Origin of the sequence: Hymenobacter sp. BRD128 (genome assembly GCF_013256625.1) — a bacterium.
In the GTDB taxonomy this organism is placed as follows: Bacteria; Bacteroidota; Bacteroidia; order Cytophagales; family Hymenobacteraceae; genus Hymenobacter.
The window spans coordinates 825,092-844,243 of sequence record NZ_CP053908.1 but is presented as its reverse complement, the minus strand read 5'-3'; the positions used below and the strand labels follow the sequence as shown (position 1 = coordinate 844,243).

Below are 19,152 nucleotides of genomic sequence, written 5' to 3'. Positions count from 1 at the left end.
CGACGGGCGTAGCACCCACATTCTGGAGCGTATGCAACCGATTGGGGGCCTGAAAGATAACCGAGCCGGGGCCGAGCCGCTTGCGCTCACCGTTCACCAGCGCCTATACCGTGCCTTCCCGCACAATCGTTAGCTCTTCTTCCGGGTGCTGGTGCGGCGGGTGGGCAAACTCGCCCGGCTTGAGAGTGGTGACGTGCTTTTCCAGCGTCTCGGTAGGGCTATCGAATACTTGCCGCTTCTCCCCCACCCTGGTGGGCGTCGCCTTCAGCGCAGTCCACTCATACACGGAAGAGGGCAGCGTACCCAGCGGGTGAGAAGCAGTGGCTACGAGGGCTAGCGGCACGCCCATAACAAGCATCGTACTGCCCATGATACTGAAGTCTCGCTTGGTAAGGCGCATGAGGCTGATAAATAAGGAAAATACTCCGAATAATGAGGAGTTTTTAAAAAAACTATTCTCCGCAGAAGCCTGTGCCTGCAGCCGCTTTGCTGAGTTCTGTTGGCCGTAACCGGCTACCCGTTGCGGCAAAATGGCCTAGAGGGCAGGGCCAACTGAGTCGTAGATGACCACCTTCTCCCAGTAGGGTGCGTACTGCTGCCGAAACTCGTCGTGAATCGGGTGCTGCTGATAGTTGAGCTCGGCGGCGGGACTTTCAAAAAAGCACAGCCACGAGTAGGTGTAGGTGCGCTCGATAACGGCGCGGTCGGTAGCGGCCGGCGTACCGATATGCGCAAGCTGAATGGCCGGGATGGTCCGCAGTTTCTGCAGTCCTTCCAGCAGCTTGGCCCGGTCCGCATCGCTGGCGGTGGCTGGCATATAAAACAAGACGTGGTGCACGAATAGCTGGGGGGAGGCGGGAGCAAGCATGGAGAGAAATAAAAGCGGGTAAAAAAACCGGATAGTCCGAGCGACCCAGCCGCGAAAACCACCTGGCGCAGGGTGCGGCCCACACCCAAAAATTAAAGCCGTTGACGAAGGGCGACCAGCCCGACTGCTGGACGCTAGCGGGTGTGCAAGCTACTGACTGGAGGTGGGTTGGTGTTGCTGTGAGCTTCTGACTATGCCTATAAAATGCGTTACTGCACTGCCCGGTAGTCAGCGTCGCTGACCGGGTCGAGCCAGTTGGTTTCGCCCTGGCTAGCCGCCGGATTAATGGCCAGGTGGGCAAACCAGTCGGTGGCGGCGGCGCCATGCCAGTGCACCACATTGGGGGCAATCACGACGGTATCGCCGGCCGTAAGGCGCCGGGCGGGCTGGCCTTTTTCCTGGTAGTAGCCCGTGCCGGCCGTTATTACCAGCAGCTGCCCGTGCGGGTGCGCATGCCAGTTGTTGCGGCTGCCGGGCTCGAAAAGCACGTCGCCGACGGTACAATCGGTGGGGTTGGCGGCGGCGGCAAGCATTTTCACCCAGGCCGGGCCGGTAAAATACTGGGCTGGGGCCGGCTGGGCAGCTTGTTGGTCGGGGCTGTTCATAATGAATTAAGTGTATTTTCTGCTATACGTAGCGAGCGGAAAAGGAGGAGCACAGCTCTGGGGTGCTTCTTACGATGAGTCGGTAGTCGAGCGCGCACGTATTTTTTCACCGTAGTTCATGCTACGCAGGGGCTGCTGCTGAAGCCCGGCTGGGCCGGCGGCCTAGCTTTCTACAGTCTCGCCAGCGGCCCGCTTGGGCACCGAGCCATCGGGGCGGGCCCAGGGCTCGGGGGGGGCGAGCGGCAGGGCCAGCAGGCGCGCCACGGTTTGGGTGGCGGGGTCGGGGTAAGCGGGCACGCCAATGCGAATGGCCGCCTGCGGCACATTGAGCCGCAGGGTGCGGTGCAGGCGGTCCCAGAGGGTGAGCACCACCCCAAAGTTGCTCTGGGCTTCGCGGTGCACCACGGAGTGGTGAATGCCGTGGGCGCGGGGCGTAACCAGCACCTGCAGCAGCGATGACTCCAGGGCTAGCGGCAGCCGCCAGTTGCTGTGGTGAAAGGCCGTGCAGGCCTCAAATACGGCCTCGTAGGCCAGCACGGTGGCCGGCCGCACACCCAGCAGCGCCGGCAGCCCCGCCCGGTACGGAATGCTCGCCAGCATTTCGCCAAAGTGAAACCGCCAGGCGGTAGTCAGGTCCATATCGAGGTCGCAGTGGTGCACGCGGTGCAGGCGCCACAGCAGCGGCGCGTGCAGCAGCCGATGCCAGCTATACGCCAAATAATCAAGCAGCAGCACCTCAAGCGCAAGCCGCCAAGGGGCCGGCAGGCGGGCTAGCTGCCGCGCCGGATAGGCCGGCGCAGCCAGCTGCGCCAGGCCCACCATTGCGGGCAGCAGCGTGAGCCGCGCGGCGGGCAGCGCGGGCGCGGCCAGTAGCACGTTGCGCCGCCAGCGCTCGGCGCGCGGGCGGGTGCGGCGGCGCAGCGGATGGGCCGTTTCGAGCAGCAGCAGGGCTAGCCCGGCTACGGCCAGGGCCGGGGCCGCCCAACGGTCGAACCGCTTGAGTAGTGGATGGGAAACCGGGAAGAGAGGCATTGTGGTGAATAGTACGTAAGCAAGGGTACTACCGGCTCGCTACGCGGCAAGTTGCCGGGCGTTGCGGGTGCGCTACCCGCCGCGCCCGGCGCCGGCCGCCATACCCTGTGCCGGAGTTGAGGCACCTACCAGCGCTTTATTTTTGCGGCGCATGACTAATCGCGAGTTCCCGCTGGCAGAAACTTCCCTCCCGAGCGAGCTGACGGTCAGCATCATCATTCCTGCTTATAATGAGGCAGGTACCATTTCGCAGCTGCTCCGCTACCTGCACCAGCACCTGGCGGCCGAGCCCCGGCCCGAGCTAGTAGTGGTAGATGGCAGCAGCACCGACGGCACGCCGCACCTGGCCCGGCAGGCCGGGGCTACTGTGCTGGCTAGCCCGCGCAAGGGCCGCGCCGCGCAGCTCAACTACGGCGCCCGGCAGGCGAGCGGCGAGCTGCTCTATTTCCTGCACGCCGACTCTTACCCGCCCCCCGGCTTCCTGGCCGATTTGCAGCGGGCCGTGGCGCAAGGCTACCCGGCGGGCTGCTACCGGCTGGCGTTCGACCACGGGCACTGGTTTTTGCGGCTTAGCGCGTGGTGCACACGGCTGCCGTTCACGGCCGTGCGGTTCGGTGACCAAAGCTTATTTGTGCGCCGCACGCTTTTTGAGCAAATCGGCGGCTACCGCGAAGACCTGCTGCTGCTGGAAGACCAGGATATCGTGGGCCGGCTGCGGGCGCGGGCGCCGTTTCGGCTGCTGCCGGGCGTGGTTACTACCTCGGCGCGCAAGTACCTGGCCAACGGCGTATTCCGGCTGCAAGGACTATTCGCTCTGATTGCGGGGCTCTATTACCTGGGCGTGCCGCAGCCGACGCTGGTGCGCTTCTACCGGCGGCTTATCCGGCTGGGTAAGCTGTAAAGACCTGCTGCAACTGGTTTTGCAGCAGCCCGTGGCCTTCGTAGTCATCGAAGCGATAGCCTGAGCCTGAGCAACTAGCGGCACGGCCGGTGAAAGTACCCGGTTTGCCGGCCGACTGGCCCGAAAGCTCCTCCTACCACACTACGTTACTTATCAAGTAATTAACAAAAATCTGCAAGCCAATTAGTGGGCGCCGATGGGATGCATTTCAACGTAGTGCCAGGCGGCCAGCAGCAGCGCGATACTGCCCCAGACTACCAGCCCGACCACCGCCAGCAGCCCCAGCACCGCCACTGCTACCAGGCCCTTGCCGCTGCCCGGATGCCGGCCTTCGGCGTAGTGGCGGCGCAGCAGGGCCACGTTGCGCTCGTTGCTTTTATAAGCAAAATCGAAGACGTTGCCGATAATCGGAATGTCACCTAGCACGGTATCAAGCAAGATATTGAGCACCATGCGCACCACCACGGCCCCGCTAGCCCCGTGGCGTAGCATAGTCACCAGCAAAGCCACCGATACGAGGGTCGAGGACAGGTCGCCGACCACCGGAATTAGGCCCAGCAGCGGGTCGAGCCCGAAGCGGAAGCGTGTGCCAGGCAGCCGGAACTGACTATCCATGAGCCGGGCCACGTGCTCGACCCAGCGCAGGCGCGCATCGGCATCAAACGTAGCAGGGAGCGGTGGCGGCGGGGCAGTAGGCATTGGGAAAGGCGCAGGTAGTGGGTACTATACGCCGCCGCGCGCCGCAAGGACGCGCCCCCATCAAACCTACCCCACGCTGCGCTGTTAGCATGGCTTTCTCCTTGGCAAAAACAAGTGGCTGGCGTGGGCTCTTCACGGGTGCGGGAATGGCTGCGGCGCTACGGCCCAGCCGAGCTGCTATCACTGCTGGCTACGGTGGGAGCGGCGGCGGCGCAGGCTGGCGGCACGCGCGCAGCGGTGGCCCTGGCTGCCACCTGGGCCGGCAACGGGGCGTATTTTGGCCTGCTATTGCTGCAAGACATCAGCCATACGCGCGCCGCATTGCGCACGCAGGGCCGCCCCTACTTACTCGCTACTTTTGGCCGCAACGTGCGGGCGCTGGTGGTCGAGTTTGGGGTGGCCGAAGTGTTCGATAGCCTGCTCGTTCGGCCCGCGTTCCTGTACTGGCTGCCCCAGTGGCTGCACAGCGTGCCGCTAGGCGTGCTGGCCGCCAAGTTTGCGGCCGATGTCACGTTCTACGTGCCCGCCATTATCAGCTACGAACTGAGTAAGAAGAAGCTGCGCAAGTTTTGACCGGCAGCCCGTGCCCAACACTCCGCCGGAAGCGGCTGTTCAGACTGCTCGCGCGCTGCATTGCCAAGTTTACACTATTTTTTTCTCACCAACCTTTTCCAATTGCTTTTTTAATGGCCGCTAGCCCCCATTATCACACCGATGTGCTTATTATCGGCGCCGGCGCGGCGGGCCTGCTCGCCGCCCGCGAGCTAGCGGCCGCCGGGCGCCGCGTGCTGCTGGCAGAAGCCCAGAACCGCCTGGGTGGGCGCGTGCACACGTTGCAGCCCGCCGGCTTTCGCGCTCCCCTGGAGGCCGGGGCCGAGTTTATGCACGAGCCGGTGCCCCTCACCAAGGCACTGCTGGCCGCAGCCGGCATTTCGTGGCAAGGCACCGCCGGCCAGACGTACCAGGTAAAAGGCGGCCAGGTGCAGCCCGATACCAACTTTTTTGCCCAGCTGCCGACCCTGCTGGCCAGGCTCAGCACGCTGCCTCACGACCTGCCCCTGGCCGAGTTTCTGGCGCGAGAATTTAGCGGCGACGAGCACGCGTCCCTACGGGCTTTCGCTACGCAATTCGCCGAAGGCTACGACGCGGCCGATGCCCAGCGCGTGAGTGCCTGGGCCTTGCGCGACGAGTGGGCCGCCGGCGGGGCCGACGACTCGCCCCGCCCCCTGGGCGGCTACGGCCCGCTGCTGCACTGGCTGGGCGCGCAGGCCCAGGCGGCTGGGGCGGCAATACACTTGGCTACGCCCGTGCAAGAAATTCGCTGGCAGCCCGGCGCCGCCACGGCACTCGCCGAAAATGGGGCCAGCTACCACGCCCGGCAAGTGCTGTGTACGGTGCCGCTCGGGGTGTGGCAGCGCCCGGCCGGCCAGCCGGGCCACCTAGCTTTTGCGCCCGAGCTGCCCACGCACCGGGCCGCTGCCGCGCAGCTCGGCTTTGGGTCAGTTATCAAAGTGCAGCTCGAGTTTGAGGAAGTATTTTGGCACAAGCGGCTGCCCGAACTGGAGTTTTTACTGTCTGATGAGCCGGTGCCTACCTGGTGGAGCCAGCTGCCCGATGCCCGGCCCCTGCTCACGGGCTGGCTAGCCGGGCCGGCCGCCGAGCGCCTGCGCGCCGCCTCCCTCAAAGCGGTGCTGGCACTTGCCCTCTCCTCGCTGGCGCGGCTGCTGGGCACCTCCCCAGCAGCCCTACGGGCGCGGCTCCGGGCCAGCTACGTCCGCAACTGGGGCGCCGAGCCGCATACTTACGGCGCGTATTCGTACCCCACCGTGGGTGCGCCGGCGGCGCGCGCTGCCCTGGCCGCGCCCGTGGCGGGCACCCTGTTTTTTGCTGGCGAAGGCGTGCACGGCGGCATTGCCGCGGGCACGGTCGAGGCCGCGCTGGTGAGCGGGCAGGCGGCGGCGCGCGCCCTGCTAGCCTAGCGGCCTGGTTAAGCTGGTGCTGCATTACCAACAACTGGCGTCGGGTTGCCCAATAAACAAAAAAGCCTCGTTTTCAGCTTGAAAACGAGGCTTTTTGTGGGCCCACTTGGAATCGAACCAAGGACCTGCTGATTATGAGTCAGCTGCTCTAACCGATTGAGCTATAGGCCCGGTGCCCGCACCTAAAGGTTGCGGGCGCGGTAAAGTTACGCTAGTAACGCCAAACTACGTGTGGAATTGGGGCTGGCAAGGCATCTTTTGAGCCCGACCTTTGTAAGCGGCCAGTTCCTTGGCCGCTGTTTTTTCAGAAAATGCTTCCTAACCTGCTTTTTGATTTTGGTGGTGTCATCATCGACATCGATTACGCCCGCACTCCCGAGGCCTTTCGCCGCCTGAGCCGCACTGGGCAGGCCGCTGAATATAGCCAGGCCAGCCAGGCTGCCTTGTTTGACCAGCTCGAAACCGGCCGCGTGTCGGCCGCCGAGTTCAGGCAGGGGCTGCGCCAGCTCTACGACCTCGACGCCACCGACGCCCAAATCGACGATGCCTGGAATGCGCTGCTGCTCGACGTGCCCGCCGAGCGGCTAGCCCTCATTGGCGCGCTGCGCCGGCAGGGGCACCACACGGCGCTGCTCTCGAACACCAACCAGCTGCACATTGCCGAGGTGAACCGCCGGCTAGCCCTTCAATATGGCTTTAAACACGGCATTGCCGATTGCCTCGACCGCGTGTTTTACTCGCAAGAAGTGGGCCACCGCAAGCCGGGCGAGGAGATATTCCGGCACGCGCTGCGCGAAATGAACTGGCAGCCCGCCGAGACGTTATTCATTGAAGACAGCCCGCAGCACATTGCGACGGCCCGCCGCCTGGGGCTGCGGGTGCTGCACCTGGCCCCGCCCCTCACCCTCACCACCGCGCTGCCCGAGGCGCTGCGCATTTTTCCCCGCGAATACCCTGAACCCCTCGCCCCTGCCCCCACTGCCTGAGCCTGAGCAGCGCCCCGACGAGCCGCTGCTGAGCTGGCCCGCCGATGCCGTAGCCAAGCCCGCGCCCGCCCGCCGGGCCTGGGCGCAGCGCCTGTTTCGGCGCTACGAGCGGCCACCCATGCGGCCGGGCTACCGCTACGCACTGCACCTGGGGCTTTTCCTGGCTACGCTCATCACGGCCACCCTGGCGGGGGTGCAGCTGGTGCGCAGCGGGCCGGTAGACTGGCTGGCGCTCGATGTATTTCGGCTGCCGGCGGCCGCGCGTTGGGCGCAGCTGGGCTGGGGGCTGCAGTACGCGGGGCCATTTCTGGGCGTGCTGGCAGTGCACGAGTTTGGGCACTACTTCACGGCGCGCTACCACAAGGTGCGCACTTCGCTGCCGTATTTTTTGCCCATGCCGTTTGGGCTCGGCACTTTTGGAGCGGTAATTCGGATAAAGGAGCGGATATTCTCGCGGCGCGAGTTTTTTGATATCGGGCTAGCCGGGCCGCTGGCGGGGCTGCTGGTGGCGGTGCCGCTACTCATTTATGCCTTTACGCACCTGCCCGACCAGGCCGAGTACCTGCTCGTGACCACGCGCAGCCTGGCCCGCTACCCGGCGCCCGAGTTTACGCTGGCCCAGCCGCTGCTCTACCGCTGGCTCGAAGCCACCTTTGCCGACCCGCACCGCCTGCCGCCGCCCAACCTGCTGCTGCGCTATCCGCTGCTGGTGGCCGGCGAGTTTAGCTTGTTTTTCACGGCGCTTAACCTACTCCCCATTGGCCAGCTAGATGGTGGGCACATCTTGTATGGGCTGCTGGGGCCACGCCGGGCGGGGCGGCTGTCGGCGCTGCTGTTCGTGGCGTTTATTTTTTACGCGGGGCTCGGCATCTTCTCGTTGCGCAGCGGCTGGGAAACCTGGCTCTACGGCGGCGTGCCGTATGCCCTGTATCTGGGGCTGGTATTCTGGCGAATCTTACCGCGCCGCAGCTGGGGGCTGGCGGTGGGTGCCGGGGTGTGGCTAGCCCAGATAGCCGTGACCACGGCCTGGCCCGGCACGCTGGGCCAGCCGGGCTGGCTGGTATTCGGGCTGTTGCTGGGGCGCTTGTCGGGCATCTACCACCCGGTGGCGCCCGACGACACGCCCCTGAGCCCCGGCCGCCGCGTGCTGGGCTGGGTGATGGTGGTGGTGTTTGTGCTGTGCTTCTCATCGTCGCCGCTGGCGATGCTGCGGTAGGGCGTATTTTTGGGGAGGATAAGTAGTTTATGCAGTTTCAACAAAGTCAGCTGACGCGCGCCACGCAGTTCGCCCTGCGCCAGGATGGGCTGTTTGTAAGCCAGCGCGACGCCCGCGGGGCAGTCGATATCGCCGTCGAGATTCCCTATGAAGAGGTATTGCCACTTCAGGTCGAATACCGCAATGCTCTGCCCACGCAGCGGCTGCGGCTGCTCATTGCGTTGGGCGGCTGGCTGATAATTCAGGCCCTGAACCACTACAGACCCGGCCATACAGTGCTGCCCGAAAACTTTTGGGTGTATGTAATTAGCGCGTTGGCCGGGCTGGGCCTAGTGGTGCTCTACGCCTGGCAAAACTGGTGGCACCAGGCAATCGTGCATACCGCCCACCTGCGCGTGGCGCTAGCCGACCATCCGCGCGACCGTCACCAACTGCGTGCCTTTATCAAAAATACCGAAGACCATACCAAGGCTTATCTGCGCCGCGAATACGCGCCTATTAATCCGCTAGGCCTCATCGAGCCCCAGCTGCGCCGCCTGGCCTGGCTGCACGAGCTCGATGTGCTGCCCACGCCCGAGGCGCAGGCGCTGGCCACCCGCCTTACCGGCCGCCTGCCCGGCCGGGGCTTCAAGAGCATGGGCCAGAAGCTGGAGGCGCCGTATGTGAATTGAATTGGTAATTTGGAATGAAGAATTACACTGACGGCAATTCTTCGTTATCTCAGCCAAGCCCGGCCATAACCTGGCGGGCTAACGCGCTCGTACTATGCGGGTACTTTTCCGCCCCCGCCATGAGCATTACGCTAAATCACGCCGCCGTCACCTTTGCAAAAGGGTTGATTAAGGCCGGTAAAATCAAGAACGACCAAAGGCATTGGAACCAGCATAATCCTGGCGCCAAAGAAGAAAATTCCTTCCTGCAAAAGCACGAAATCGACGAGTACGCCCAGTGGCACCTCGGCGAGGATAAAAGCCAAAACGAGGATAATAAGGGCCGCTACAAATTTCCCTACGGCGACTTCAAAACGGTGCACCGTGATGGCCTCATTGCCGCCAAAGAGCGCGCCGCCCAACAAGGCTACCACGACATCGAAAAGGCCGCCGACGAGCTGCTAGGGGCTTTAGAAAAGAAGGCTGCTTAACAACTTGTGGGAGAAGGACCAGGCATGGTTGGCGGCTAGCTTCACGGCTATTAGTTTAGCCCAACCACTTTACCCCTAGCCGCCTATGCAGGCTATTTTCCTCCCCTACCCTCGGGTGTTACGCTAGCTACCTATGAGGCCGGCGACCCGGCCGGTACGCCAGTCATTTTCGTGCATGGCAACTCACTAGCGGCCAGCATATTCATTCGTCAATTTGAGGCTCCTGAGCTACAGCACTTACGGCTGCTGGCCTTGGACCTACCGGGCTGCGGCGCCTCGCCGTGGGTACCAGCCCACTACTACCCACGGCAGTTGCAAGCGGTACTATGCGAGGCCACACGAGCCCTGAGTTCGGTAGCACCCGTGCTGGTGGGCCATTCCTACGGCGGCCACCTGGCTCTTGATGCCATACCCCAATTGCCGGGGCTGCGCGGAGTGCTGGCCGTGGGTACGCCACCAGTAAAGGCACCCGACAGCCTGAGCGCCGCCTTTACTTTTGACGAGCGCGGGCTATTATTTTACCAACAGGAAGTGAGTGAAACCGACTTAACTATTATGTGTACCCACTGCCTGGGGCCACAGGCCACGGCTGGGGCACGGGCGGTAGTATCCGCAGCCCTGCATCAAGCAGATGGCCGGTTTCGCGCCGCAATAAGGGCGGCGCTGGCCGCCGGCGGCGAGATTCCAGACGAGTTGGCTATTATTCGGGATACGCCAGTGCCGCTAGCTTTTGCGGCGGGAGAGGCCGACCACCTACTGCACTTCAATTATTTTGATACCCTAGTCGCTCCCAGCCGCTGGGGGGTGCCCTTGCACCTGGTGCCAGCTGCGGGTCACACGCCGTTTTTGGAAAATCCGGCCGCGTTCAACGACCTGCTGCTGCGCTTTGTGGCAGCTACGCCGCCGCGCTCTGCCCTATAGCAGCCGCAATAGCTCGGGTAAGTCGCGGCGGTTAGCTTTGCGTTTTATATTGCGGCGGTGCGTATTCACGGTATGCACGCTCACAAAGAGCTCATCGGCAATCTGCTGGCTGCTGCGGCCGGCTAGCACGCGCTTCAGCACGGCCTGCTCGCGGCGGCTCAGGGTTTCGCCGGGCGGGCACAGTTCCTGCTCCAGGCGGCGCTGCAGGCGCTCGTCGGTACAGTGAAAAGTTACTTCGTCGGTGTGCTTATGGGCCGTGATGTCGGTATAGATACTGGCAATCACCAGCACGTTGCCCTTTTCATCGGCGTAAAGACCGTAATTCTGGCGCAGGATGCGTATGTAGTGCCCGCGCTGGTGGCGCAGGCGGTAGGCTGTGCTGAATACCTGCCCCAGCGTTTCGGCCCTATAACGCCCCGCGTACTCGGCCGAAAGCATAGTAGCCCGGCCTACCAGCGCGGCGTCGGCGGGGTGAATCTGGTTGTAAAAGTGCTCCAGGTTGAACTCATCAGCGGGGTAGCCAAGTACCCGCTCGATGCCCGCACTCACGAACACGGGCTGCTGAGCACGCACGTCATAGATGAATACGAACTGATTGAGCAGCATCTGGCGCGCTAAATCGCGCACGGCCTCGGCGGTCACCTGCACCGGCGCCGCGGCGTCGCCGTCAGGATAAATAGTGCGCCACACACGGCGTACGCCAGTAAACTCGGGGGTAAGGGGAGGGTTTTGTGGCATGAGCATTATCTGTGAATCGTCAAATCCGGCAAATCTTAACCGCTCTTCGCTCCCCCACCTATAGTCCTGCTATTGTCACAATTTTGCTAACTGATGAATTCGTACTATCTGGTTAGCTCAGCGCCGTTCCAGCATCCGATATTAAACTACTTAACGCTGCCAGAATTTCAAGCAGCGCTTCGTAAAATACGTGTTAGCGCAGTTTCAATCAAACAAGCCGCTTGATAGGTATTTTAATCCTGAGTCACAGGCCACGGTGACTACTGCATGGCCGGGACCTAGTTCTTTGCCAAGCGCGATGGCCGCTGACACATTCAGTCCGCTTGACGTTCCGGCCAGTATTCCTTCTTCTGAGGCTAATAATTTAGCTATCCGGCGTGCCTCCGGCTCCTCTATCATCCGCACGGCATCGTAGGCTGCCTGCTTTAACAGAGGCGGCACAAACCCTACCCCAATGCCGTCCACTTTATGGCTTCCCGGTATTCCTTGGGCTAGCAACGCTGCCGAAGCCGGTTCCAGCACAACTACTTGCGTGGCAGGATTAGCTTGCTTCAATTCCTGGGATACGCCCGTCAGCATACCCGCCGTGCCTACGCCCGCGCAAAACACATTTATAGGCTGGGTAATTTGAGTAAGAATTTCCTTCCCCATTTCCCTAAAACCTGCTAAGGCATCCGTATTTTCAAATTGCTTTGTCCAATAGAAGCCTTCCTGCGTACTTAATTTTTGCACATGCTTAATCATTCTAGGAATTAAATCGGGCGTAATTCCTCTTCCTTCGTTGGATAACAATTCTACTTCCGCACCAAACAAGCGCATGGCTTGCAGTTTCTCTTTCGCAAAGGCATCCGACGAAATGGCCTTGAAACGGTATCCTTTCGCACTACATACAAATGCCAGAGAAGTACCGGTATTGCCCGCCGTGCATTCCACAACGGTCATTCCCGGTTTTAGGACTCCTCTTTTTTCTGCCTCCTGAATAATTGCCAACACCATGCGGTCTTTATAGGAACCGGTAGGATTCAGGTATTCCAATTTTACGTAAATATCTGCACAATCATCGGGCACTATTTTTTCTAATTTTACCATCGGCGTATTCCCAATGGCACTGATAATATCGTTTTTCGCAGTGACGGCGGTGCGCATGGTTTCGTACTAGCTGGTGGGTGGGTGGCTGAATTTATCAGAATGGTCAGGCTAAGCTTATCGAAGCGTCTTTACCGCTTCGTTTGAGCTGATACTCGGCTAGCTCAAACAGCTTACGAGGCTTCCTAAAAAGCGCGGACAACTGCTCGGCAAAAGAACTTGCAGCGAATCAAATTACAGGTTGGTTAACACCATGCGCGGACGGAGCGCCTCCCCCCCGGCCCCTTCTCCGAAAGGAGCGGGGAAGCCAGCCGCTAGCTTCGTGAGTTGATTTGCTTGACTAAACACTCGAAGCCGTGGCTTCTCATCGCCTGCTTATTCTCCGATTAAGGGCAAATGGCCTGCCGTTGGCAGTGGCTTTAAGGGTAGCGCGCGGCCTCGGCCACGGCGCTACCGGAAAGCGCCACGACTGAAATAAAGTGGTCAGTGAAAAGCCACTGTAGCCGGCAGCACCCCCGGGTTGCGGATGGCAAACGAGAAATCGGCGCTGGGCTTGCGTCCAGCCGGAGGGGATGATGGCGTTTCGGTGTCTTTTTTACAGGCCGCTAGCCCCATCAGCAGCCCAAGCACCGCCAGGCATCCGGGCCCCAGTTGTAGTATGAAACGCTGGCTCATATCCTAAACAGCTAAGACAATGACCTAAATGCATCTGCACAGTAGGGTAAACTTAGTTGCCTCACAAGGAGGGCCTAGCCTAGCGAAGCGGCTGGCTGGGCCGTTCAGAAGCCGCCGCGCGGCGGCGCAGGCGGCGTAGGCCATATGCCAAGCCGCCGGCCAGCAGCAGGCTGGTGCCGCCATCGAGGGGCACCGCGGTAGGAGCGTCGGGAGCTTGTGGGGTGGGGCCACCCGTGCCGGGGGCCTGGGCGACCGCCCGGCCCGCGCCAGCCAGGGCCAGCGTAGCCAGCAGCACCCAGCGGCTAGCCATCGCAACACTTATCGTGTTCATAAACAGTTTTTTGAATGAGAATAATGTTCACTAGCGTATGTTCAGACGCTGGGTAGGCAGCTGGGCCAGGGGCTGGGCACGCGCATCGCGCACACTCACACGCAGCAGGTAGAGCCCACTCGTCAGGCCGGCCGTGGGCAGTGGCTGGCTGGCGGCCCCCTGGCGCACGGGCAGCGTATAGTGCCCCACCTGCCGCCCCACCGCATCGAGCAGCACCGCGTCGAGCGTAGTGGCTAGACCAGGCAGACCCGTGGCGCTGAGCGTGGTTTCGGCAGCGGCCGGATTGGGATAGAGGCTAACCAGCGCGCCGGCCAGCGCCGGGGCCGTGGCCAGGGGCCCGGCCGGCCGCAGCAGCAGCGCGAAGCGCCCAGCAGCAGGTGCGCCCGCCGCCACCGCAAACGAGTAGCTGGCCTGCTGGCTGAGATTAGTGAGCGTGCCGGTAAGGGCATCGCGCAGGTAGAGCGTAGCGGCGCCGGCCGAAGTCGTGAAGTTGGCCAGCTCGGTAGCGGTGAGCGTGTAGGTGCCACCGGTCGGCACACTCAGCCACAGCGGCACTACCTCCTCGGCCGGGCCTAGCGGGGCGCGGCCATTGATGCTCAGGGGCTGGGCCGGGGCGTCGGTGCTGGCGCTGGCCAGGTAGTAGCCGCTGGGGTTAGCCAGCTTGCAGGCATCGAAGGCTCCGTCGAAGGCGGCCGTGGCCCCGGCTTCGAGGTACACGAAGGTTTCGTCGAGGGCAGTGGCCGGGCTAGCGGGCAGGCTGCCGGCCCCCAGGCTCAGGCGCAGGCGGGGGCGCAGGTCGGCAGCGGTGCGCTGCAGGGCCGGCTGGCCGGCAAAGGTGGTGGCGCGGTTGGCGTTGGTGAGCGCGATGCTACCCGTAGCGCCCGCCGTGCTGGCCCGCACAAAGAAGCCCTGCCCGGCCGGAATCAGCCCCGTGCCCGCCCCGATGCCGTTGACCAGCGAGCGGTACCGCCCCACGTAGGGCCCGGTGCTTTGGTAGATGTAGATGGCGGGCAGCACCCCCGTGAACTGGCTCCCCGCCACCGTACCCCAGTCGAGCGGCGCCGGGTACGGGTTGCCCACCAGGTGCCAGCCCGCGTCGGCATCCGTGCCCCGCGTGAGGCCGCCGAGCGTTTGCGGGCCGGTGGTGAAAGTGCCCGTAAAATCGACTAGCTCGTTGTTGCCCAGCTCCACGGTGTAGCCCCGGCCCACGGCCAGCGCATCGCTCAGGCTAGCCGGCGAATACCAGCCCCGGTCGAAGGCGCTCAGGGTGGTAGCCGGCGAACTAGCCAGCCGGGTTTCATCGTAGCCAAACATCGTGGGGAAGGGCGTCACGGCCGTGGGCGTTGTGCTACTATTGTACTGCGTGTTGAGCGTGGGCGTGAATGTGCCGGTGGCGAGGTCGCCCACCGTGCTGCCCGTTACCGGGGCGCTGTAGTGGCGGTAACCGCTACTGCCGAGATTGCCGCTGGCGTCGAGGTAGCGCTGCATGGTGCCGGTGCGGCCCTGCACTACGCCGCTGCCGCTGTTCACCACCAGGGCCGTGCCGCTGGCATCGGAAAGCAGCGTGAGGGCCTGGCCGTTGAGGTCAAGGTTGCCTGCACTGGCTAGGGTCAATACCTGCTTCACCTGCACGGGCTGAGTCAGCGTTACGGTCTGGGGGTTACTGATAGTCAGGTTCATCACCTGGCTAGGCAAGGCGTTGCCGGTTGCCTGCGCAGCCGTGCCATTGTAGAGGTAGCTGGCCGCCGCCGAGAAACTGCGGGGGCCGGTGGTTTGCACCGCCCCGGTACCGGCCGCGCTGCTGAGCCCGGCCGGGTCGCAAATACCCAGCGTGGCCCCGGCCGCTACCGTAAAGCTGGCTGCGCCCGTCAGCGGCTGGCAGTTGGTGAGCAGCGTGCCGCTCACCGTCACGGCGCTGTTCACCGTGGTGCTGCCCGTGAGCTGGGCCACGCCGTTGCCCGTCACGGTTATGGAATTGTAGGTGCCGCCGGCTACGGTCGTGGGGCTGGCGTTGGTGCCGGTGCTGACGGTGAGGTCAGGATAAGTAATAGTAAATGCCAGCCCGTTGCTGATGGCGCTGGGTGTAGTCACGGTCACGTTGCCGGTAGTAGCTCCGCTGGGCACCACCACGCCGGTAATCTGTGTGCCGGCCGCGTTCACCGCGAAGCCCGTGGTTACGGTGTTGCCGCTGCTGCCGGCGAAGGTGATGGTGGTCGTGCTCGTCAGGTTGCTGCCGTTGATAGCAATCGTACTGCCTACCTGGCCGCTGGCCGGGCTCAGGCTAGCCAGGCTGGGCACGGCCAATACCGTGAACGCCGCGCTGGCCGTGTTGCAGCCAGCCGCCACCGTCACGGTGCCCAGGCCCGGCGTAGCCCCGGCCGGTACCACGAAGCTGAAGCCGCCGTTTGTGTTGTTCGTCACGCTGGCCAGGGCGCTGGCACCATTCACGGTCAGGGCCGTGATGCCGGCCAGGTTGGTGCCCGTTACCGCCACAGTAGTGCCCGCGGCGGCGCTGCTGGGCGTGAGGCTACTAAGCTGGCTGACGGGGTTATACACCTGCACCGGGCTGTTGCGCTGGGTAGTGGTGCCGTCGCCCACCTCGCCGTAGGTATTATCGCCCCAGGCCCAGAGAGAGTGGCAGCTTTGCTCGGCCAGGCTGTGATTGCCGTGCCCAAGCGCAGCACTAACCCAGTTGGTGGCCGAGCCCACCTGCACGGGGCTGGTGCGCTGGGTGGTAGTGCCATCACCTACCTGTCCACTGCCATTATTGCCCCAGGCCCAGAGTGTCCCGCCAGCCTGCACCGCCAGGGTACGGTAGGCGCCCGCCACCGCGCTCATCCAGGCAGTGCCGGTTCCAATCCGCACCGGGCTTAACCGTTGGTTTGCGAAGGTGCCGTCGCCCACCTGTCCACTGTTGTTGTTGCCCCACACCCAAAGGGTTCCATCGGCCTGCACGGCCGCTGTATAGTCGTTGCCCGCCGTTGCGCTTACCCAGTTGGTAGCGGTGCCTACCTGCGTCGGCACCTGAGCGTTATTTTGAGTGCCGTTGCCCAGCGCACCGGCGCCGTTATACCCCCAGGTCCAGAGCGTCCCATCGGCTTGCACGGCTGCCATGTGCGATGTGCCGCATGTTACGGTTACCCAATTTGTAGCGGTACCTACTTGCGTCGGGTTCGGCGTAATTATTTGTGTTATGTTATTCGTCTGGCCGGCACCCGGAATCGTGATTAATCCCCAGTTCCACATAGTGCCATCGGCCCGGATGGCCGCCGAGTAATTATAAGCGGCCGCCACGCTCACCCAGTTGGTGCCGGTGCCTACCTGTGTCGGGTTGGGTTGCGCCACGTATACGCCGGAGTTTCCGTTGCCCAACTGCCCGCCGTTATTCAGGCCCCATGCCCAAATGGTGCCATCGGCCCGCAAAGCCAAATTATGATAGGCACCGGCCGCCACGCTCACCCAGTTGGTGCCAGTGCCTAGCTGGGTTGGCACCAGCACGTTGGCACTACCATTCGCGCCTGCCTGGCCATAGTTGTTCCAGCCCCAGGCCCAAAGGGTGCCATCGGCTCGCACTGCCACCGAATGGTTGTTTTCCACCGCTACTACCGAGGCCCGCCAAAACACGCCCCCCATGCTCCCGGCGCTGCTGCCGCTGCCAGTCGTTACGGTTACGGGGCCGCTTTGGGCGCCGGGCGGCACCACCACGCCGGTAATCTGGGTACCGGCCGCGTTCACCGTGAAACCGCTGGTCACTACTTTCTGGCCGGCCGCGCCGGTGAAAGTGACGGCGGTGGTACCCATCAGGTTGGTGCCGGTCAGCGTAAGGGCGGTGCCGGGCGTGGCCAGGCGGGGGCTGAGGGCGGTGAGCGTGGGCGGCCCGGCCTGGCCCAGCAGCACCGAGGCGGTGCTGGCCGCATTGTTAGCCGTTGCTATATCGAGGCGGCCGTCGTTATTAAGGTCGCCCAGCGCCAGGCCGTAGGGGTTGGCGCCGGTGGCAAAGCTGGCGATGGTCCCGAAGGAGCCATTGCCCGCCCCCAGCCGGACCGAAGCCCGGTTGAGGCCAATCGAAACGCTGACGGCATCCAGGTTGCCATCACCGTTTACGTCGCCTAGCCGGACATAGCTTCCGTCGCCGGTATAGCTGGTCAGCAAAGTAAAGCTGCCCGTACTAGAGCCCCGGAGCACCGACAGCCCGGTATTGCTGCCAGCAACTACTATATCCAAATTGCCATCGCCGGTCACGTCGCCCAGGGCAACGCTGTTGGCGCTGGAGCCGGTGCTGTAATCGGCTTTGGGGCTGAATTGCAGGTTAGGGCCGTTGAGCAGCACCGAAACCGCGTTGCCCCCGCCAAAGGTGTTGTTGGCCGTCACGATGTCGAGGCGCCCGTCGTTGTTGAGGTCGCCCAGCGCCACGTCGTAGGGCGACCCGCCGGTAGTCAGGTAATTACGTTGGGTGTTTAAGTTGCCGGTGCCATCGCCCAGCAGGTATAGTACCTGGTTACCATTCGGCATGCCGGTTACCACATCTAGGTTGCCGTCGCCATTCAAGTCGCCGAGGGCTACCCCGAAAGGGGCGCTGCTAACGAAGATGTCGCTCCTGGCACCAAAGCTACCCGTGCCCGTACCCAGCAGCACCGACAGGGAGGAGCCGCTAGCATTGGCTGTGACAATGTCCAGTTGCCCATCGTTGTTTACGTCGCCCAGCGCCACCGCAATGGGGCTGTTGCCCACCGCAAAGTCCGTTTTGGCACCAAAACTACCGGCCCCGGCACCTAGCAGCACACTCACCGTGTTGCCAATAATGGAGCCTACCCCGTAATTGGCCACCACCATATCCAGTTGCCCATCGTTGTTTACATCGCCCAGCGCCACGCCGTAAGCCCCGGCCCCAGTCATGTAATCCGTCTTAGCCCCGAAGCTTCCCGTGCCCGGCGCCGTGAGCGTAGTGAACTGCCATACCCGCGGCGTGGCCAGGGGTGTCCCGCTGCTGCTCTGGGCGGCCGTGGTCAGCACCGCCGTAATGGTTTCGCCATACCGATAATTTCGGCCACTAGCTGAGTAGGTGAGCGAGTTGCTGACGACCGTAGCGGGTCTGCTGGCCGTCAGCAGGCCCCCGCGCTGGCTGCTGAATACTTTTAAAGCGGAAGCAGAACCCGCATTCAGCGCCCGGTCGAAGATGACGACAGCGCTACCCCCAGTGTCGTTGCCGAGACTGTTTGCTGCGGGAAACACCGCAGTGACGACGGGCGCCTGGGCCATTGCCACCGGCCCAGTGCTTAGCAGCGCTAAAGCAAGCAGCGTAGAAAGTTTGCTCATAAGTAGGCAGGGTTTGGTAGTGAAAAAATCAACGAGTGAATCGTAGTGGTCATCAGCAAGTCTCTTAGCCTTCGGCCGCCACTAGCGGGCAGCCTAGCAATGTGGCCGGAGTGAGCAGGCCGGTATTCCGGATTGGGGTTAGTGCCAGCGCTGGCAAGGCTAGCGGGCCGGCAATCAATGGCTTGTAGTCGCCCGAAGTAGGCTTTGCCAGTAAGGCACGGCACGCCGACCGGCACTACTAGATGCTGCGGGCAAAGCCACCCTGGCATAGCGCAGGCAGCAATGCTCGCGCTATGCCAGGGTTGTAGGTAAGTTTGTGCATAGCAGGCGCGGATAGAGAAGAGAATCGACTACGCAGCTGTTTTCTCAAGCAGCGATGCCTCGCTAGCCCGCCCCACCCTCCTGGTGAATTGCCAGAGTAAGGCGGCCTAGCGACTGCGTAAAATTCAGCAGCTGCTCTACCAGGACGCAATACTTAAAAATCAGTAATTTACACTCCCGCTACCCGCCGCCGGGCGGGGTCACCATTCCAAACGCAGAGGTGATTATCAACAAAAAAAAGACTGCCCGTTAGGGCAGTCTTTTTTCGATATCTTACTGACTATTAATGATTAATCAGTCTTCGGCAATTGCATAGAGCCTACGCTATGACCTCCTA

At 62.8% G+C, this 19,152-nt stretch carries 17 protein-coding genes and 1 tRNA gene; 8 read left to right on the top strand and 10 right to left on the bottom strand.

Features of this window, described 5'->3' with window-relative positions; all coding sequences use genetic code 11:
• Positions 1-103: 103 nt before the first annotated feature.
• From GKZ68_RS21640 to GKZ68_RS03795, 4 genes are all read right to left on the bottom strand, one after another.
• On the bottom strand, positions 104-400 hold the full coding sequence (locus tag GKZ68_RS21640) for a hypothetical protein (RefSeq protein WP_217275307.1): 297 nt from the start codon (positions 398-400) through the stop codon (positions 104-106).
• Between the two features lie 135 nt (positions 401-535).
• Complete coding sequence (locus GKZ68_RS03805; RefSeq protein ID WP_173110867.1) at positions 536-868, bottom strand: Dabb family protein; 333 nt, start codon at positions 866-868, stop codon at positions 536-538.
• A gap of 209 nt (positions 869-1,077) precedes the next feature.
• Entirely contained in the window at positions 1,078-1,473 is a 396-nt protein-coding gene (locus GKZ68_RS03800; RefSeq protein ID WP_173110865.1) for a cupin domain-containing protein, read from the bottom strand.
• Positions 1,474-1,635: 162 nt separating this feature from the next.
• The gene (locus GKZ68_RS03795; protein WP_173110863.1) at positions 1,636-2,505 is read right to left on the bottom strand and encodes a sterol desaturase family protein; all 870 of its coding nucleotides are present in this window, start codon (positions 2,503-2,505) and stop codon (positions 1,636-1,638) included.
• A gap of 151 nt (positions 2,506-2,656) precedes the next feature.
• On the opposite strand from GKZ68_RS03795, the gene GKZ68_RS03790 reads away from it, so the two are divergent.
• The gene (locus tag GKZ68_RS03790) at positions 2,657-3,406 is read left to right on the top strand and encodes a TIGR04283 family arsenosugar biosynthesis glycosyltransferase (protein WP_173110861.1); all 750 of its coding nucleotides are present in this window, start codon (positions 2,657-2,659) and stop codon (positions 3,404-3,406) included.
• Positions 3,407-3,589: 183 nt separating this feature from the next.
• Here the strand turns inward: GKZ68_RS03790 and GKZ68_RS03785 are convergent, their stop codons facing one another.
• On the bottom strand, positions 3,590-4,105 hold the full coding sequence (locus GKZ68_RS03785) for a DUF4112 domain-containing protein (RefSeq protein ID WP_173110859.1): 516 nt from the start codon (positions 4,103-4,105) through the stop codon (positions 3,590-3,592).
• Positions 4,106-4,219: 114 nt separating this feature from the next.
• Between GKZ68_RS03785 and GKZ68_RS03780 the strand changes: the two genes are divergently transcribed.
• The gene (locus GKZ68_RS03780) at positions 4,220-4,678 is read left to right on the top strand and encodes a hypothetical protein (RefSeq protein ID WP_173110857.1); all 459 of its coding nucleotides are present in this window, start codon (positions 4,220-4,222) and stop codon (positions 4,676-4,678) included.
• 113 nt (positions 4,679-4,791) lie between these two features.
• The gene (locus GKZ68_RS03775) at positions 4,792-6,084 is read left to right on the top strand and encodes an NAD(P)/FAD-dependent oxidoreductase (protein ID WP_173110855.1); all 1,293 of its coding nucleotides are present in this window, start codon (positions 4,792-4,794) and stop codon (positions 6,082-6,084) included.
• A 97-nt stretch (positions 6,085-6,181) separates the two neighbouring features.
• Here the strand turns inward: GKZ68_RS03775 and GKZ68_RS03770 are convergent.
• A tRNA-Ile gene (locus GKZ68_RS03770) sits at positions 6,182-6,255 on the bottom strand.
• A 140-nt stretch (positions 6,256-6,395) separates the two neighbouring features.
• On the opposite strand from GKZ68_RS03770, the gene GKZ68_RS03765 reads away from it, so the two are divergent.
• The 5 genes from GKZ68_RS03765 to GKZ68_RS03745 all read left to right on the top strand — a co-directional run bounded on the left by GKZ68_RS03765 (position 6,396) and on the right by GKZ68_RS03745 (position 10,348).
• A complete protein-coding gene (locus GKZ68_RS03765; protein WP_173110853.1) occupies positions 6,396-7,070 on the top strand; it encodes an HAD family phosphatase in 675 nt (224 codons plus the stop codon).
• A 118-nt stretch (positions 7,071-7,188) separates the two neighbouring features.
• Positions 7,189-8,286 carry a site-2 protease family protein gene (locus tag GKZ68_RS03760; protein WP_173118155.1) on the top strand — a complete coding sequence of 366 codons (1,098 nt, stop codon included), beginning with the start codon at positions 7,189-7,191 and terminating at the stop codon, positions 8,284-8,286.
• Between the two features lie 29 nt (positions 8,287-8,315).
• Positions 8,316-8,957, top strand: a complete 642-nt coding sequence (locus GKZ68_RS03755; protein WP_173110851.1) for a hypothetical protein — start codon at positions 8,316-8,318, stop codon at positions 8,955-8,957.
• 119 nt (positions 8,958-9,076) lie between these two features.
• On the top strand, positions 9,077-9,427 hold the full coding sequence (locus GKZ68_RS03750) for a hypothetical protein (protein ID WP_173110849.1): 351 nt from the start codon (positions 9,077-9,079) through the stop codon (positions 9,425-9,427).
• A gap of 171 nt (positions 9,428-9,598) precedes the next feature.
• Positions 9,599-10,348 (top strand): alpha/beta fold hydrolase, encoded by a 750-nt coding sequence (locus GKZ68_RS03745; protein WP_173110847.1) that lies wholly within the window; start codon positions 9,599-9,601, stop codon positions 10,346-10,348.
• Here GKZ68_RS03745 and GKZ68_RS03740 read toward each other — a convergent pair.
• The 4 genes from GKZ68_RS03740 to GKZ68_RS03725 form a co-directional block, all read right to left on the bottom strand.
• Positions 10,343-11,086 (bottom strand): LuxR C-terminal-related transcriptional regulator, encoded by a 744-nt coding sequence (locus GKZ68_RS03740; RefSeq protein ID WP_173110845.1) that lies wholly within the window; start codon positions 11,084-11,086, stop codon positions 10,343-10,345. The genes GKZ68_RS03745 and GKZ68_RS03740 overlap by 6 nt on opposite strands.
• 204 nt (positions 11,087-11,290) lie before the next feature.
• The gene (locus tag GKZ68_RS03735) at positions 11,291-12,232 is read right to left on the bottom strand and encodes a PLP-dependent cysteine synthase family protein (protein ID WP_173110843.1); all 942 of its coding nucleotides are present in this window, start codon (positions 12,230-12,232) and stop codon (positions 11,291-11,293) included.
• 694 nt (positions 12,233-12,926) lie between these two features.
• Positions 12,927-13,178, bottom strand: coding sequence for a PID-CTERM protein-sorting domain-containing protein (locus tag GKZ68_RS03730; RefSeq protein WP_254244147.1), 252 nt, complete (start codon positions 13,176-13,178; stop codon positions 12,927-12,929).
• A 30-nt stretch (positions 13,179-13,208) separates the two neighbouring features.
• Entirely contained in the window at positions 13,209-18,494 is a 5,286-nt protein-coding gene (locus GKZ68_RS03725) for an FG-GAP-like repeat-containing protein (protein WP_173110841.1), read from the bottom strand.
• Positions 18,495-19,152: the final 658 nt, after the last annotated feature.